Below are 15,504 nucleotides of genomic sequence, written 5' to 3'. Positions count from 1 at the left end.
CTCCCATGCCCTCTCAAAACAGTAGGCTCGCGGCAGGACTTTCGCTACGGCCCCGCCACCTATGATGGCTCCTATGACCAATCACGCCCCGGAGGAAACAGACACCGCGACCACCGCTGCCGGTACGGCCGCCGTCGTGGACCCGGGCACCCCGGCTGATGCTGCCGCCGTCGCGGGCAAACTGGAGCAGGTCATCGCCACGCAGGTCCGGCACTACCGCACCGCCAACGGCCTGTCCTCGGCGGACCTCGCTGCCCGGACGGGCCTGTCAAAGGCCATGATCTCGCGGATCGAAACGGCAACCACCTCATGCTCGCTGACGACACTCCAGCGGCTGGCCGACGGCCTCAAGATTCCCGTCACCGCACTCTTCCGCGGTGCCGACACAGACCGTGATGCCACCTTCACCAAGAACGGCCAGGGCAGCCTGACTGTCCGCAGCGGCACGCAGCATGGCCATGAGTACCGCGTCCTGGGCACGCTCAAGGGCCGGACCGACGCGCTGGAACCCACGCTGGTCACGCTCACCGACGCCTCCGATGTCTTTCCGCTGTTCCAGCACCCGGGCACTGAGTTCATCTACATGCTGGCGGGGAAGATGGTTTACGGGCACGGCGCCTACGAGTACTCCATGGAAGCTGGCGACTCCCTCCTGCTGGACGGCGAGGGTCCGCACGGGCCGCTGGAGCTGCTGGACCTGCCCATCAGGTTTTTGGCCATCTCCGCCAAGTAACTGCGCACGCTGACCCTGCCACGCTGATCAGTCCTGCAAATCCGGCGTCAGATCGGGCGATTCCCTGCATCCAAAGTACGTTCGAGGGACGTGTGAAACTGGCGTGCCCGTGACCGAAACGTCGATTTAACCAGCCGGAAACCCACCGCGGAACTGCCGCCATACAGTTGGAACCAGACGGCAATAGCTGCCCTCCGATGAACGTGGTACTGATTCCGCGTCCCTCCTCCGGAGCGGCTCTGACCGGCAATTTCCGTTCTCTCTTCGCATCACGAAAGGGGTTTCCCATGGATTCGGGAAATGTCGCTTGGATTCTGGCCAGCTCAGCGCTGGTCTGTATGATGATCCCCGCCCTGGCCCTGTTTTACGGGGGCATGGTGGGGTCTCGTCGCATTCTCAACATGATGATGATGTGCTTCGGCGGCGCGAGCCTGGTGGCAGTGCTCTGGGCGCTCTTCGGTTACTCTATGGCCTTCGGAAATTCCGTGGGCGGCCTGGGGCTCATCGGGGACATTACGGAATTCCCCGGCATGGGACAGTTGCTCGCCGCAGATGAGGCAGCCTCCATTCCGGTGATTCTCTTCGCCGCATTCCAGCTGTTCTTCGCCTGTGTCACTACGGCCCTGGTTGCGGGAGCGGCAGCCGGACGTATGAAGTTCGGCGCCTGGATGCTGTTTGCCGGAATCTGGGCAACCATCGTCTACTTCCCCATCGCCCACTGGGTGTTCGCCTTCTCTTCGGCCGACGGCAGCGTTACCGGCGGCTGGATCGCGAGCGGCATCAAGGCAATCGACTTCGCCGGTGGAACCGCCGTGCACATGAACGCCGGCGCCGCGGCGCTTGCCCTGGCCCTGGTCCTGGGCAAGAGTTCCGGCTGGCCCAAAATGGAGCACACCAAGCCGCACAGCCGTCCGCTGGTGCTCGTTGGTGCCGGACTGCTCTGGGTGGGCTGGTTCGGCTTCAACGCAGGCTCTGCACTCTCCGCCGGCCAGTCCGCCTCCGTTGTTTTCCTGAACACGGCAGTTGCAGCTTCTGCCGGGCTCCTCGCCTGGGCCCTGGTTGAGCGGCTCCGCCACGGAGCGGCCACCAGCATGGGCGCAGCGTCCGGCCTGATCTCTGCCCTCGTTGCCATCACGCCCGCCTGTGGCGCGGTCAGCCCGCTCGGCGCACTGGCCATCGGTGCCATCGCCGGTGCCGTCTGCTCCCTCGCCATCGAACTGAAGTTCCGCCTTGGCTATGACGATTCACTCGACGTCGTCGGCGTCCACCTCGTGGGTGGCATCCTCGGAACCCTGCTGATCGGCCTGTTCGCCACTGACGCAGCCCCGAACGGAGTGAGCGGCCTCTTCTACGGCGGCGGCGTTGAACTGCTGGGGGTTCAGGCTCTGGCCACCGTCACGGTCTTGGTGTACTCGTTCGGCATCACCTGGGTCCTGGCCAAGATCCTGGACAAGACCATTGGCCTGCGCATCAAGCCCGAAGACGAACTCCGCGGCATCGACATCGCAGCCCACTCGGAGCTCGCCTACCTTACCGACGAAGACCCTGTGGAGCTCGGTTCGCCGCAGCGCGTCTGATCCCCACGTGGGTGGTCTGGAGCGGGGCCTGATGTCCAATAGGCCCCAATGGAACGGACCTGAAATTCCCTGAATCAAGCCCGGGTGGTGCCGTCTGGCACCACCCGGGGCACGAGTCCGGCGCAGGGCCGAACAGCGGACCGGTGTCAGCATCAGCTGGCTTATAGTTCCGCAGTTCGGCCCTTTGTCGTGCCGGGGCGTCGGGCCAGGGTGACATGCGTGCGCGTGCCCGCCGAGAGGTTCGTGCCCAAGCAGGGGCACTCGTCGCGATGTTTCCGTGTCAGACGTTGGTGCAGATCAGGTTGCCGTCGCGGACTTCCAGTACAGCGGCCCGGACGTGGCTGAGGTGGGTTTTGGCGTCCGCCGCCATGCCGTCGATTTCGGCGCCGTTCCAGTGCGGATGCGTGAAGTAGACGATCAGGGCGCGCTCCCTGCCATCGGCCGATGCTTCCAGCGGCACGACGTCTGCGTGCCGGCCTACTACTGAACCGCCGTCGACCGTTTCAGGAGCCGTCAGGATGAGGCCGCCAAGGTATTCCTGCCGGGTCCAGCCGCCTGCGGCGTCCGCGGACCGGTAGATGGCCTGGCCCCGCCACTCGTCCACGATCATCCAGAACTGGCCTTCAAGTTTGAACACTTTGGGCCCTTCGTGGGGCCGTCCGGGAATGGTGAGACCTTCAACAACCCATGACGACGGATCGGCCGGAGTGTCGCTCACGGCACTGTAGGTGTTGGATCCGCGGGCCTCATCCTTGTACCAGAGCCGGTACTGGCCGTCGCCGCACAGGGCCACCGCCGCGTCGATGACGCGCGGGGAGTCAAGGTCGATGTCACCGAGGTACTCCCAAGTGACGAGGTCCCGGCTGGCGAGCTGGACGATGGAGGCGCTGCCGGTCCAGTCGGTCCGGACCCCGCCAAGGACCGTCAGGTACATGATCCACTGTTCGCCGATCCTTACGACGTCGGGCGCCCACAGTGTGGCCGGCAATTCAGTTCCCGGCGGGACCAGTCCGTCCAGGGTGCCCTGATAGGTCCAGTTAAGTCCGCCGTCGGACGAACCGGCCACTCCAATGGCCGTGCCGTGTACCCACTCGACCCCGGTCAGGCCGGGTTCCGTTGCCCGGCGCTGGGTGTAGAAAAGTACCCACTCGCCGGTCAGGTGGTCCGAAACCAGGATGGGGTCGGTGGGGCCGTCCCAGACAGGATCCCGGTAGGGGTTTTTGAAGGCGTCAGGGCTGAGCGGGACGACGCCGGATGCTGCCGTTTCACGGGCTGAATCAGGGGCGGAACCCGGGGCAGGGGATTGCGGGTGCATGGGAAATCTCCAAGAAGGCTTAGTCAGATTTCCGTACAGCATATGCGGGAAAGTGCTTTCCCGCAGCTGTGGCCTTCTGCCACCAACGTGTCTCTTATCTGGGCGTCATCGGCTGGCGGGCTGTCGGGCATGGCCGCGCCAGGGTCCTGGCGCTTGAGCTCTTCGAGGATCTTGAGCTCGTCCAGGATTTGTGGTGGCCATTGGGGTGGTTCCCAGTCGTGGTGTTCGCTTTGGTAGTGGCGGCCGGTGGGTGAGGTCCAGCCGGGTGGTTTGTGGGTGCTGGCGTCGGTGGGGGTCCATCCGGTGGTGTGTTTTAGCCGGTGGTGTTTTCGGCAGACTGACTCGAGGTTGGTGATGCCGGTGGTGCCGCCGTCGGCCCAGGCGAGGATGTGGTCGGCTTCGTTGTCCAGGGATTGGTTGTTGCAGCCGGGGAACGAACATTTCCGGTCCCGGAGTCTGAGCCATTGCCGCATCGCTGCGGGGATGGGGTAGCTGTTCCGTCCGATTTCCAGCGGTGCGCCGTTGCGAGGGTCGGTGAGGACCCTGCGGAATGAGGATGCCCCGTCGGCGACGAGTTTGCGGGCCATCGAGGCGGGGATGGGTCCGTAGCCGTCGAGGTCGGCGGGTTCGTCGGTGAGGCCCATCAGGGCAAAGACCGGCACGGTCACGAGGACCTGCGCGGCCGGGGAGGCCGCATCTCTGATGCCGGAAGCAATACCGGTGGCGGGCTCGCCCTCAGTCGAGGCGTCTGTGCTGCCGCCCGTTGGGGTGCTGGTGGTGAAGCCGGCGCTGAGGAGGAGTTTGGCGGCGACGTCTGCCCGGAGCTGGGTCAGTGTCCGGTCCTCGGTGGGGCTTTGGAGGGCCCGTGCTGTGGCGGTGATGCCGTTCCAGATCCCGGCCGCCTGGTCCGCGGGGAGGTAGGCGGAGAGCCAGGCCATGCCGTCCCGGTCCGGGGCGTACTCCAGCCTCCGGTCCAGGACACTCCTGGCGTGGCGTTTTTCGATGCTGACCGGGTGGTGCCGTTCCCGCCAGGTCCGGGCCTTGTGCCGGAACCGCGCCGGAACCATCTCCCCGGCCGGGCACGTGGCGAGGCTCTCGACCTCCGGGCCCAGAAAGTGGCCTTCCAACGCCGCGGCGCCCGCTGGATCAAGGCCGCTTGTTTCGTCGACCATGACCCGGGCGTGCTGCCACGAAAGGTTCCCGGCCTGCAACGCGGCCAGAGTCAGCCGCAGCGTGGTGGTGAGTTCACGGGACTCGGCGAGCAGTGCTGATGCAGTCCGTTCGCTCACGGTCAGGGCACAGGCGACCTCGGCGACGACGCCCATTTCCCGGGCCATGCGCTGCTGCGGATGCTCATCCGGAGGGGACATAGCCCGGGTTGCGTCGGCGAACCCGGCGGTGAAACGCACTTTCCTGGCGGCCAGCATGGCCTCCATCCGGGCCGTCTCTTCAAGACCCTCCAGGCACGCATCCGACTGGTCACGAAGCGGGTCCGAACCGGTGGACCCGGAGCGGCCCTCCGTTCGGTCCACCAACACCGCAATCGCAGCCATGGAAGCCATCATGGCCTCCATTGAATCCACTGCTGCGGCGCTTTCCATACCCCTATCATCCTGCGAGGCACCCCCAAGAACCGTGAAGCAAATGCCCTATGTGGATAACCTCCGGGCCCCCTCCAAAAGCCATTTCCTGGAGGGGTTCGCGCGCGCGGCCGGAGGGCCGCAAGTGTACGTTCGCGCCCAGCGCCGAGGAAGCTTAGTCCTTGAAAAGGCCCGCCAGGTCCTCGGCCGTGATCGAACCACTGGACAGCGCGTCGCCTTCCATGACGTCCGCGAACAGCTGCGACTTCCGCGCCTTCAAAGCCATGACCTTTTCCTCGATCGTGTCCTTGGCCACCAGCCGGTAGACCATCACGTTCCGAGCCTGGCCGATCCGGTGCGTGCGGTCCACGGCCTGCGCTTCGGACGCGGGGTTCCACCAGGGATCGAGCAGGAACACGTAGTCGGCCTCGGTCAGGTTAAGCCCAAATCCGCCGGCCTTCAGCGAAATCAGGAACACGGGCGCGGTGCCGTTCTTGAATTCATTGACGACGTCGGTGCGGTTCCGGGTGCCGCCGTCGAGATAGCAGAACTCGATCTTCTCCTCCACCAGCCGCTCCCGGACCTTGCCCAGGAACCCCGTGAACTGGCTGAAAATCAGCGCGCGGTGGCCCTCGGCCACGAGGTCCTCCAGCTGCTCGAACAGCACGTCCAGCTTCGAGGACCGGACGCCCGACAGCGACGGATCAACCAGCGACGCGTCCAGGCTGAGCTGCCGCAGCAGGGTCAGCGACTGGAAGATGGTGAAGCGGTTCTTGTTCACGTCCTCGATCAGGCCCAGGATCTTCTGCCGCTCGCGCTGCAGGTGTGTCTGGTATACCTTCTGGTGCCGCGGGTTCAGCACCACTTCCAGGATCTGTTCCTGCTTGGGCGGCAGGTCCTGGATGACCTGGTCCTTGGTGCGGCGCATCATCAGCGGACGGACCCGACGGCGGAGCTTATCCAGCTGCGCCTTGTCGCCGTTCTTTTCCACCGGCTTCTGGTAGTACTCGGCGAACCGTTTGGGGCTGGAGAACAGGCCCGGCGCCACGATGGACGTCAGCGCCCAGAACTCCATGAGGTTGTTCTCCAGCGGGGTGCCGGTGATGGCCAGCTTGAAGATCGCGGGCAGCTTCCGCGCGCACTGGTACGCCTTGGACTGGTGGTTCTTCACGAACTGGGCCTCATCGAGCACCAGCCCTGCCCAGGTCTTGGATGCGTAGGAGTCGTAGTCGATCCGGAACAGGGCATACGAGGTGATCACGATGTCCGCGCCGCCCAATTCAACGGCCGCGTCCTGGCCTTTCTTGGCGAAGGTCTCGCTGACGGTCCGGACCGTCAAACCGGGGGCGAAGCGTGCGGCTTCCGCCGCCCAGTTGCCCACGACGCTGGTGGGGGCCACCACCAAAAAGGGAGTGCCGCCGTCGGGCGCGGGGGTTCCGGAAGGCGCCGCAGTGCCGGAGCCAACAGAAGAACCGTCAGCGGGCGAGCCGTCAACAGAGATAGGCCCGAGTTCCTTGGCGGCGCACATCAGTGCGAGGGCCTGCACGGTCTTGCCCAGGCCCATGTCGTCAGCGAGCACCCCGCCCAGGCTGTGTTTGTACAGGAAGCTGAGCCAGTTGAAACCCTCAAGCTGATAAGGCCGCAGTTCGGCATTGAGGGTGGAAGGCAGCGGCAGCCCATCGATCCCGCCTTCGAGCAAACCGCCCACCGCGGAGCGCCAGGCCGCGGCCTGCTGGTCCACAATGCCCAGGTGCGCGAGTTCGTCCCAGAGCCCGGCCTGGAAGCGGCTGATCTGCAGCGGCGCGTCCTTGTTGTCCTGCAGCGACCGGGCCTCCTCGATCAGGGCCCGCAATTGGTGCAGCTCCGGGAGGTCCAGCGAGAAGTAGGCGCCGCTGGGCAGCAGCATCTTGGTCTGGCCCGCCGCCAGCGCGGAGAACACCGCCGCGAACGAGACAGGCTGGCCCTCGAGCGAAATCTGGATGCCAAGGTCGAACCAGTCGCGCTGCTCCGTGGCCTTGGTGGAGATGGAGACCACCGGCGCTTCCTCGGCCTCGCGGTAGTCGGCGATGTCGCCGGCGGTGTCCACTGCCACGTCCGGGGCCTGGCGCAGAACCGGCAGGACGTCCTCGGTGAAAGCCAGCGTGTCCAGGCCGCTCAGCTCAACGGACGCCGCAAGGCGGGGTGTGCCCCAGCCCGCGGTGGCGGACTCGCCAAGCGCAGGGACGACGTTCCAGGGCTGGCCGATGCCTTCCAGGATGCGGGCCTCGGCGGTGTCGTCGCGGTAGCCGTGGTCGCCGGGATGCCGCCACAGGGGCTGGGCCGTGACCAGGTTCCCGGTCCTGTAATGCCATTCCCAGTGCAGCCGGACCCGGTGGTCCGCGCCGTAATTGGCCAGCAGCGAGAGGGTGGGGACGGCCAGGGCAGGCAGCTCCACGGACTCGTCTTTCGCCGTGACGCGGGCGGCCTGCTTGAGCTTCGGGTAGAAACCGGTGAGGAAGCGCGTCTCGTCCCTGGCCGGGATGTGCAGGGTGCTGCCGGCCGTCACAAACGTCAGCAGTTCCTCGCTCAGCCCGCTTTCCAGCGGCGCAAGCGTGATCACGGAGTCCGTGGCAACCCCGGGTAGCGCTTCGCCGCCCGTGGTCAGGAAAATGCCGTGCGCGGGGCGGCCGATGGTCCCCACCGACGCCGGATCAACATCTTCCCCCTCGACGGTGATGGTGGGCGCGAGCTCCAGCCCGCCGTCGTCGTCCGTTCCTTCCGGCACAGAAGCGCCAGCGGCGTCCCCGCTCACCGGTGCGCCATAGCGGCTCAGGTTAAGCCCGACGGCGGCGGGAGACTCCGCGAGCCGGACCGGCTCGGTGCCGCGGCTGTGGACCAGGGCGAGGCCGATCTTTTTGGCGTCGGCGAGCAGGCCCCACATGTTCTTGCCGGCGAAAGTGTTCAGGCCCAGCCACAGCGCCGAAGAGTTGTGGACCCGGTTGGCGGCGGCGGTGTGCGCGGCGAGGAAGGTCTGCATCCACTCGATGTGCGACTCGTTGCATTCGCGCCGGAAGTTCAGGTAGCTGAGGGTGTTCCAGGAGACGTCGCCGCGGATCCACTTGCCCTTGGTCCCCATGATCACGGGCCGGGCCTTGAGCTGGCGCACGCTGCGGAGCGGGTCGCGGCGGCCTGTGTAGGAGAAGTGCGGGGCGGGCTCCTCAATCTCGAACTGCAGGGCCAGCGGGATGCCGTTGCTGGACTGCGTGATGCCGGGCTGGGAGATGAGCGGGCTCAGTGCCTGCTCCCAGTCGGCCAGGTCGAGGCTGGCGGGCTGGCGGGAAAGCCGGGAGACTTCGGCCGGGGCCAGGAGTTGGACGCGGATGGCGGGGTTGTCCTCCGCGGCGAAAAGCAGCGCGGCCACATGCTTGCAGTCCTTGCGGACGGGGCAGCTGCACACGCCCACGGTGCAGCTCCAGCCGCCGGTTTTCCGCACCAGCTTTGCCGTGGTGGAGTACGGAACGTCGGCGCCTCCGCGGACTTTGCCCAGCATCAGCCCGGTGGCGGCGTCGAAGGAAATCCCGGAAACCCGGCTGCCCATGGCATACGCCAGCCCGGCCGCGAGGGAACGGTCGTTGATGGCGGGTGTCTGTATTGCCAGTGCCGCACTCTCGTCCGGTTGGGATGGCATGGTGCGCGCTACTTTCAGCTGGCCACGGTGGACCCGTGTCCGATCGATGGTTATCTGATCCATCTTAGTTCGCAGAAACGGGCGCCCAAACTTCGCTTGACGTTCACCTGGGCCTCAACCGTGCGCGTCCGCGTCCACGTAGCGTGAAAAGTGTTCAGAGCACCACCAGCTTTCAACCGTGAGGATAACCATGACCGCGAGCCAGCAGCCCGTCGTTCTGACCACCGGCAGCATCGAAGCAACCGACGAGGAGGTCGTGGACGCGAACGTCCTGGTGGTTGATGCCATGCACCGGGAACTCCTCCAGACCGACGAAATGTCCCCCGTAGCCATCCGCAGCTACTACGTTGACTTCTACCTCACCCAGTCCCTCGAGGGCGGCTTCGCACAGTACGTCTTCACCTCCCTCGACCGGGACGAAACGGACACCCTGGTCCGCGACGGCATGGCCAGCATGGGCGCCACCGCCCACCTGGACCTCTTCAACCGGACCGTCAAGGCGTTCGACGACCTGTCCGAGGAGGACGCCGAGCGCTACCTCGACGGCGCCCTGGACGACGACGAGGAACCCACCGAAGGCGTGCGCGCCCTCGACGAGCTCGACGGCGAATTCGAGGAGCTCCTGGAATCGGAGAACATCACCGCCCTGAACGCTGCCTGGCTCCGGGCGCAGGACGGGCTCCTGGTGCTGGACGACCGGGAGCTCACCGCCCACATCGAGCGGCTCGTCGCCCTCATCCCCGACCTTGCCGAGCGCCAGGCCAAGGCCGACGCCGATGCGCTGGAGGATGCTCCGGACTTCGAGGTCATCATCCGCGAGCTGTGCAACATCGCCGGCTACGCCCTGCAAAAGATCACCATGGGCGACCCCAACTACCTGCACCAGGGCGAAAAGACCCTGGCGTGGCACTTCAGCACGGACCATGGCGACTTCATCATGGTCGAAGACGACGACGAGGCCTTCATGATCGACCCCGCGACCCAGGAAATCGTTGCCGCCGTCGAGTTTGAAGAGGCCGACGACGAGATGGTCGACGCCTAGGAGTCCCGCCCCGGTCCCGGGCCGGTTTCGCCCTGGCTGCGTGGGTGAGGCCCGGGTCCGCCCGGTCCGCCCCGTTCGCCGGAAGGGTGCGGTGTCGCGGGAGCGTTCCGGCGACACCGCACCTTTCCCGCGAGTTCGACGACGGGGCGCGGCGCCAGAACGGGCCGGGAACCCGCCGTCGGGCTTGCCTAGCGGTTCTGGTCCAGGGCAGCGGCCAGTATCTCCAGCAGTTCCCCGTCCACCTGGTCCAGGGAGGTGAGGCGGACGCGGCGGTCAAAGGCGTCGTCGGCACGGACCTTTACGGCCTCGAGGCGGCCGCCAGCCGCAGGGTCAAGCCGCAGCGTGACATCCACGGCTGTGTTCGTGGTCCGGGTGACCTGCGCGAACTTCCGGCGCGGACTGTGCAGCGAGACATAGCCCTTGCGCATCTGGATCTCCACGCCGTCGGTGGCTGACGCCCAGGCGAGGATGGCGTCGGCGATGGGCCGCAGCTGCGTGTGGTTGGCGTACTGGCCCTCGATCAGTTCGTCAGCGTCCCGGAGCATGAATTCCGGGTAGCCGAACAGCTCCCAGGAGACGGCGTACTGCGCGTAGCCAGTGACCCCGTGCTCATCGCGCATCCAGGCGCGGAGCTGGGCGTCGTTCTGCATTCCGGCGCTGCGGGCCTGCCCGGCCCAGTAGGCCACGTCTTTGCCTGTCTTCCGCAGGAGCAGCGCCTGGTTGCTGTCCAGCATGGTCTGCCAGGTCCTGGCGGTCTTCGGGGGCTCCTGGGTGTTGGGCATGCTTCGATCGTAGTGGCGGGCTGCGGAGCTTTTTGAAGGAATTTTGGGGCGGCCGTAACTTTTCCGATCCGGCCAGCGATGTAGGTGGTGATGGGTTCCTCCACGGAACCGGATCTGATTTGTTCCCTAGGTTTTGGAGTTTCTTTATGTCGCTGTTCACTGTTCTTGCTACCAGCAAAGTCGCCGCCGGAGTCCTGGCCGCAGGCACCCTTGCCGTCGGTGGAACCGGCGTGGCCGCTGCAACCGGCGCCCTGCCCGTAGAAGCACAGCAGACCGCCCACGAACTGCTCGGCGCACCGGCACCGCAGCTGGCCGCCGATGCCACCCAGTCCGCTGAGGCCAACGTTTCCGGCGATGCAGCAGTGACCGGCGAAGCAGCCGTTTCCGGCGACGAGGTTTCCGCTGAGGCAAAGGCCTCCGCCGCAGCCGGCACCGCCGTGGACGCCGCCGGCGCCGCCTCACTGGGCCTCTGCACCGCCTTCGCCAATGGCGGACTCAACGCATCCTCCGAAGGCTTCTCCTCGCTGGTCATCGCCGCAGAAGGCGAAACCAACGTTGACGCTTTCTGCGCGGACGTCATCGCGCAGGGTGCAGCTTCCGCTGACGCCGCCGCTGCCGCAGAAGGCAACGCCGCCGTCAAGGCTGAGCGTCCCGAGCTGCCCGCCGTGCCTGCTGTTCCCGCGGTCCCTGCCGTTCCGGGTGTCGACGGCGAGCCTGCCGTTCCCGCTGTGCCGGCTGTTCCCGCTGTACCCGGCGACGTTGTGGACGCCCCCGCCGTTTCGGCCCGCTAGGACCCTGTCGGCTAGTCTGGACTGCGGGAACCGCCCCTTCGGGCCGGATTTCCCGCAGTCCGGGACGCCGTTCAAGGGGCCGTCCACGGGGACAGCCCAAGCGGGCAAGTCCACGGCAGTCCACACAGGCAGCGGAGCCGTCCGCTCCGGAAACCGGGACGCGCGGTCCAGCCGCCCGGGATGGAGGAGCCACTGGTGCTAGACACTTTGGCCGAAGAAAATATCGAGATATTCGCAGACACTGCCGGCGCTGACCCGGCCGTGCTCTTCGGCGCTGTCTACCGCACTTTTTCCGGCGCAGTGCTGGGCTACCTCAAGGCCCGCGGCGTTGATGACCCCGAAGCTGTCACCCAGGACGTGTTCCTGGCGTTCTACCCCAAGGTCGGCGAACTGACCGGCGGGCTGCAGGGCGCCAAATCATTACTTTTTTCGATCGCCCATGCCCGGATGGTGGACCACTACCGGCGCGTTGAACGGCGGCCGGACTTCACTCCGTACGACCCCCTGCAGGACGGACGCAGCACCGCCTCCGCGGAGGACCTCGCCCTCGGCCACACCGGCGGAAACGCAGCCCATTTGCTCGAAGGCCTGGCCGACGACCACCGCGAGGTCCTGGCGCTGCGGATTGTGGCGGATCTTTCCATCGAACAGGTGGCCGGCATCATGGGCAAGTCCCAGGGCGCCATCAAGCAGCTGCAGCGCAGGGCACTGCAAAACCTCAAGGACCAGACTCTTAGAAGAAACCAGGCAGATCATGAGTGACACCCCAGGCTCCCGCACCGACGGGGCTGTCGACCAGCTGCTTCGAGAGGCAGGACTCGACGACGATGCTGTGCTTCGGCCAGCACTGCTGGAACTCCGCGGCCTCGCCGCCGGGCAGCCGCAGGCTTCCGCTGCGGTGGCAGCACTCATGGCGCCCCCGGCGGAGCGGACTGTGCCGGCCGGCCAGACGGCAGCCACCACGCGCCTGGCGGCAGTCCCCGATGCCACGCCCGGCCGTCACTTCACCGCAGACCCCGGGCCGGAAGCCTCCGACCTGCCGGCAACCGCGTCGCCCGCAGCCGCCACCGATGAGCTCGCCGCCCGCCGTCGTGCCAGGCGCAGGATCACGCTCACCACGCTTACCGTCGCAGCCTCGCTCGCAGCAGGGGGAGCGGTTGCCGTTGCCTCAGACCAAGGCATCCGGGATTCCATCGGCCAGCTCCAGCATGCAGTGACGTCGTTCGTGGCCACCGCGGGCGGAGGCCCTGCCCCTGCGCCCGTTGAAACGCCCGCCCCGGCCCAGCCCGGCTCGCCGGCATCGGTGCCGGGCGAGCCGGCCAGTGCCCCGCCGGCCGCTCCCTCGGCGGAAACGGGGACCAGCCAGGCTCCGAAGCACACGCCCTCCCCCACGCATCCCGGGGACCTTCCCCTGCCGGACCTCCCCCTGCCGGAGAACACGCTGCCCGAAAATGTCACGCCGGGCGCACCTGGAGGACCGCTGAACGGTGAGGGGCAGCCCCCAACCCTGCCCCTGCCTGCCACGGCTCCGGTCCCCGTGCCCAGCGTCCACCCCTAGGGGCCCGGGAATACCGAAACCGCCGTCAGTAGCCTGTCGACGCCGTCTTAATCATTTCGCCGGCCGGGCTCGCCAGGTACCAGACGTCGCTCACGCCCTGCCCGAGGATGTCGCCGGGCTTTTTGTCCTGTGCGTAGTAGTACAGCGGCAGCCCGTTCAGGGTCACCTGCTTCGCGCCGTCCGGCGTCGCGATGGTGCCAAGCGTTCCGCTGACCCCTTCCGCTGTCGGCGTTGCCGCTGTGCTGGTGACCGGCGGCCACATGGTGAGGCAGTTCCCCTTGCAGGCGCTGGTGCCGGAATCCTTCGTGTCCTTGGTGAAGAAGTAGACGCTCATGCCGTTCGCGTCCACCACGATGGTGCCGGCGCTGGAGGATGCCGTCTTGAGGCCGACGGCGGCTGCCGCGGTTGGTGAGCTGGCCGTCGGTGCGGCGGAGGTGGCCGCCGGACTGGACGCTGCCGGGCTTGTGGCGGCGGCTGTAGTGCTGGTGGTTCCCGGGCTGCCCGCGCAGCCTGCCAGGGCGGCCATCAGGGCCATTGCGGCGAGACCGGTGCCTAGATGCTGTTTCATCGAATGCTCCTCGGCTGGGGCCCGGCGTCGGATCACCGGACGCTAACCCGTATGACGCGCCAGGGTGAAGAATGGTTCAAAGGACCGCTACCCCTTTGGCGTCCGGCCGGCACTTGCCCAGGGGCAGTGAACCATTTGCGGACGGCGGACGTCGTACCAGCAGGAAACTGCAGGTGGGAGCCTGCACAAAGGAAAACCGGGACCAGGGACAGGAGGCGCCGGCATGCCCCTCGACGAGGACGTGGTGGCCGCCATCTACCGTGAGCACGGTGCCGCCCTGCGCCGGTTTGTCCTCAGTGCCTCCCGCGATCCGCAGCTGGCCGAGGACGTGGTCCAGGAGACCGTGCTCCGCGTCTGGCAGCAGGCTCCTGACATCACCGGAAGCCTGCGCAGCTACCTGTTCCGGACAGCGCGCAACATCATGATCGACAACTACCGCAAGGCTCAGCGCCGTCCGCAGGAAGCCATGGAACGTGAACTCACGGATCCCGCCGAAGCAGTGGAACGGGTGGACGAGCTCCTCAACCGCGTCCTGATGGAGGAGGCTTTGCTCCGCCTCAGCGCCGAACACCGCGACGTCCTCGTGGCGTTGCATTACCGTCGGTTCACCGTCAACGAGGCGTCCGTGCAGCTGAACATCCCCAGTGGAACCGTTAAATCCCGGGCGTTCTACGCTGTGCGTGCCCTGCGGACCATCCTGGATGAAATGGGGGTGGAGCGGTGAACGCCTCCGATCGGCACCAGTTGCTGGGCGTCTACCTGCTCGGCGGCCTGGACGCAGCCGATTCGCAGCGCTTTGAGGACCATCTCGAAGCCTGTGCCGACTGCAGGGCTGAACTGTCCGAGTTGGAAAGCCTGCCGGCGTTGCTGGATGCGGTCCCCGTGCCGGACGCCGTGGCACTCGCCGCAGCCCACCGCATCCCCGTGCAGGCAGAACCGGCCGGATCCCCGCCGCGTTCTGTTCTTGACGAGCTGGCCTCCCGCCGTCGGACATCACGACGGCGGTGGGCGGCGCTGGTGGGCGCCGTGGCCGCCGCCTGCCTCGCCTTGGGCCTGGCCGCCGGGCCGGTCATCAACCGGCCGCCGCAGCCGGACGCCAGCTATTCGGTGCAGTCCGGCGACGGCCTGCGCTTCAGCGTGGACCTTGCGCGGAAGACCTGGGGAACCGAACTCGCTGTGAACGGCAGCAGCATGCCGCTGGACGGGACGCTCTCGCTGTGGATCAGGGACCGCGACGGCGGCGAGGACCGGGCGTGCGCCTGGACGGCCACCCCGAGCGGCAGGATCCGTGTCACCGGCGCAACGCCGGTCCAGCTGGCGAGCATCGCCAGCGTGGAACTGCGCGACGAAACGCAGCACACCGTCGCCGTGATCACGGTCCCGTAAATGGTTGCCGTGCCGAAAGGACCCGGAACTCGGCCACCAGCTCCGGGTCCTCGCAGGCACGGGCGAACGCCTCAATCCGCTTGCTGATCTCCTTGCCCAGCAGCCAGGTGCCGATCCGCTCGGCTACAGGCCGCAGCCACGCCGGGCGGCAGGAGAAGGTGTACTTCCAGACTGCCCGGGTGCCGCCGTCGTCCGGGGTGAAACGCCAGCCGCCGCCGAAATTTTCAAAGAACCATGGGCCGGACACCATGGTCATCCCCACGTTTTTGGGCGGGGCGAAGGAGACGTACTCGCTCACCATGACCAGTCCCATCCGCGAAACCGTGCGCGTCCGGACACCTTTTCCGGCCGCGGGGGCGCCGTCGAGCCATCCCTGGGCGGAGATGAACGGATCCCATTTGAGCCGGAAGTCGCCGGTGGTCTGGGAGAAGGCGAAGGCGGTCTCCGGATCGAGGCGGATGAGTCGTTCGGCGCGTACCTGGGGCATGCCACCACCCTAGCCCGG

At 66.9% G+C, this 15,504-nt stretch carries 14 protein-coding genes; 8 read left to right on the top strand and 6 right to left on the bottom strand.

Features of this window, described 5'->3' with window-relative positions:
- The first annotated feature begins 73 nt into the window (after positions 1-73).
- Together ABV518_RS17260 and ABV518_RS17255 are read left to right on the top strand one after the other, a co-directional pair.
- Positions 74-733, top strand: a complete 660-nt coding sequence (locus tag ABV518_RS17260; RefSeq protein WP_367769242.1) for a helix-turn-helix domain-containing protein — start codon at positions 74-76, stop codon at positions 731-733.
- Between the two features lie 287 nt (positions 734-1,020).
- Positions 1,021-2,310 carry an ammonium transporter gene (locus ABV518_RS17255; protein ID WP_367769240.1) on the top strand — a complete coding sequence of 430 codons (1,290 nt, stop codon included), beginning with the start codon at positions 1,021-1,023 and terminating at the stop codon, positions 2,308-2,310.
- Between the two features lie 280 nt (positions 2,311-2,590).
- Here the strand turns inward: ABV518_RS17255 and ABV518_RS17250 are convergent, their stop codons facing one another.
- From ABV518_RS17250 to ABV518_RS17240, 3 genes are all read right to left on the bottom strand, one after another.
- Positions 2,591-3,625 carry a glycoside hydrolase gene (locus tag ABV518_RS17250; protein WP_367769238.1) on the bottom strand — a complete coding sequence of 345 codons (1,035 nt, stop codon included), beginning with the start codon at positions 3,623-3,625 and terminating at the stop codon, positions 2,591-2,593.
- 23 nt (positions 3,626-3,648) lie between these two features.
- Entirely contained in the window at positions 3,649-5,226 is a 1,578-nt protein-coding gene (locus ABV518_RS17245) for a DUF222 domain-containing protein (protein ID WP_367769235.1), read from the bottom strand.
- Between the two features lie 154 nt (positions 5,227-5,380).
- Positions 5,381-8,872 carry an SNF2-related protein gene (locus tag ABV518_RS17240; protein WP_367769231.1) on the bottom strand — a complete coding sequence of 1,164 codons (3,492 nt, stop codon included), beginning with the start codon at positions 8,870-8,872 and terminating at the stop codon, positions 5,381-5,383.
- A 190-nt stretch (positions 8,873-9,062) separates the two neighbouring features.
- Between ABV518_RS17240 and ABV518_RS17235 the strand changes: the two genes are divergently transcribed.
- The gene (locus tag ABV518_RS17235; protein WP_367769228.1) at positions 9,063-9,914 is read left to right on the top strand and encodes a hypothetical protein; all 852 of its coding nucleotides are present in this window, start codon (positions 9,063-9,065) and stop codon (positions 9,912-9,914) included.
- A gap of 188 nt (positions 9,915-10,102) precedes the next feature.
- On the opposite strand, the gene ABV518_RS17230 is transcribed toward ABV518_RS17235, so the two are convergent.
- Positions 10,103-10,696 carry a DUF5655 domain-containing protein gene (locus tag ABV518_RS17230; protein WP_367769225.1) on the bottom strand — a complete coding sequence of 198 codons (594 nt, stop codon included), beginning with the start codon at positions 10,694-10,696 and terminating at the stop codon, positions 10,103-10,105.
- A 146-nt stretch (positions 10,697-10,842) separates the two neighbouring features.
- Here ABV518_RS17230 and ABV518_RS17225 point away from each other — a divergent pair, with 146 nt between their 5' ends.
- From ABV518_RS17225 to ABV518_RS17215, 3 genes are all read left to right on the top strand, one after another.
- A complete protein-coding gene (locus ABV518_RS17225) occupies positions 10,843-11,487 on the top strand; it encodes a protein tyrosine phosphatase (protein ID WP_367769222.1) in 645 nt (214 codons plus the stop codon).
- 180 nt (positions 11,488-11,667) lie between these two features.
- Positions 11,668-12,249: an RNA polymerase sigma factor gene (locus ABV518_RS17220; protein ID WP_367769218.1), complete on the top strand. Its 582-nt coding sequence runs from the start codon at positions 11,668-11,670 to the stop codon at positions 12,247-12,249.
- Entirely contained in the window at positions 12,242-13,045 is an 804-nt protein-coding gene (locus tag ABV518_RS17215) for a hypothetical protein (protein WP_367769215.1), read from the top strand. The genes ABV518_RS17220 and ABV518_RS17215 overlap by 8 nt, the downstream gene beginning before the upstream one ends.
- A 25-nt stretch (positions 13,046-13,070) precedes the next feature.
- Here the strand turns inward: ABV518_RS17215 and ABV518_RS17210 are convergent, their stop codons facing one another.
- A complete protein-coding gene (locus tag ABV518_RS17210; protein WP_367769212.1) occupies positions 13,071-13,613 on the bottom strand; it encodes a hypothetical protein in 543 nt (180 codons plus the stop codon).
- A 223-nt stretch (positions 13,614-13,836) separates the two neighbouring features.
- On the opposite strand from ABV518_RS17210, the gene ABV518_RS17205 reads away from it, so the two are divergent.
- A complete protein-coding gene (locus ABV518_RS17205) occupies positions 13,837-14,337 on the top strand; it encodes a sigma-70 family RNA polymerase sigma factor (protein ID WP_367769208.1) in 501 nt (166 codons plus the stop codon).
- Entirely contained in the window at positions 14,334-14,999 is a 666-nt protein-coding gene (locus ABV518_RS17200; RefSeq protein ID WP_367769205.1) for an anti-sigma factor, read from the top strand. The genes ABV518_RS17205 and ABV518_RS17200 overlap by 4 nt, the downstream gene beginning before the upstream one ends.
- Here the strand turns inward: ABV518_RS17200 and ABV518_RS17195 are convergent.
- On the bottom strand, positions 14,986-15,486 hold the full coding sequence (locus ABV518_RS17195; RefSeq protein ID WP_367769202.1) for an SRPBCC family protein: 501 nt from the start codon (positions 15,484-15,486) through the stop codon (positions 14,986-14,988). The genes ABV518_RS17200 and ABV518_RS17195 overlap by 14 nt on opposite strands.
- Between the last annotated feature and the right edge of the window lie 18 nt (positions 15,487-15,504).

Source organism: Arthrobacter sp. HS15c, from assembly GCF_040812005.1.
In the GTDB taxonomy this organism is placed as follows: domain Bacteria; phylum Actinomycetota; class Actinomycetes; order Actinomycetales; family Micrococcaceae; genus Arthrobacter.
Note: the sequence above shows the minus strand (reverse complement) of the source record. Positions and strands in the feature narration are given on the sequence as shown.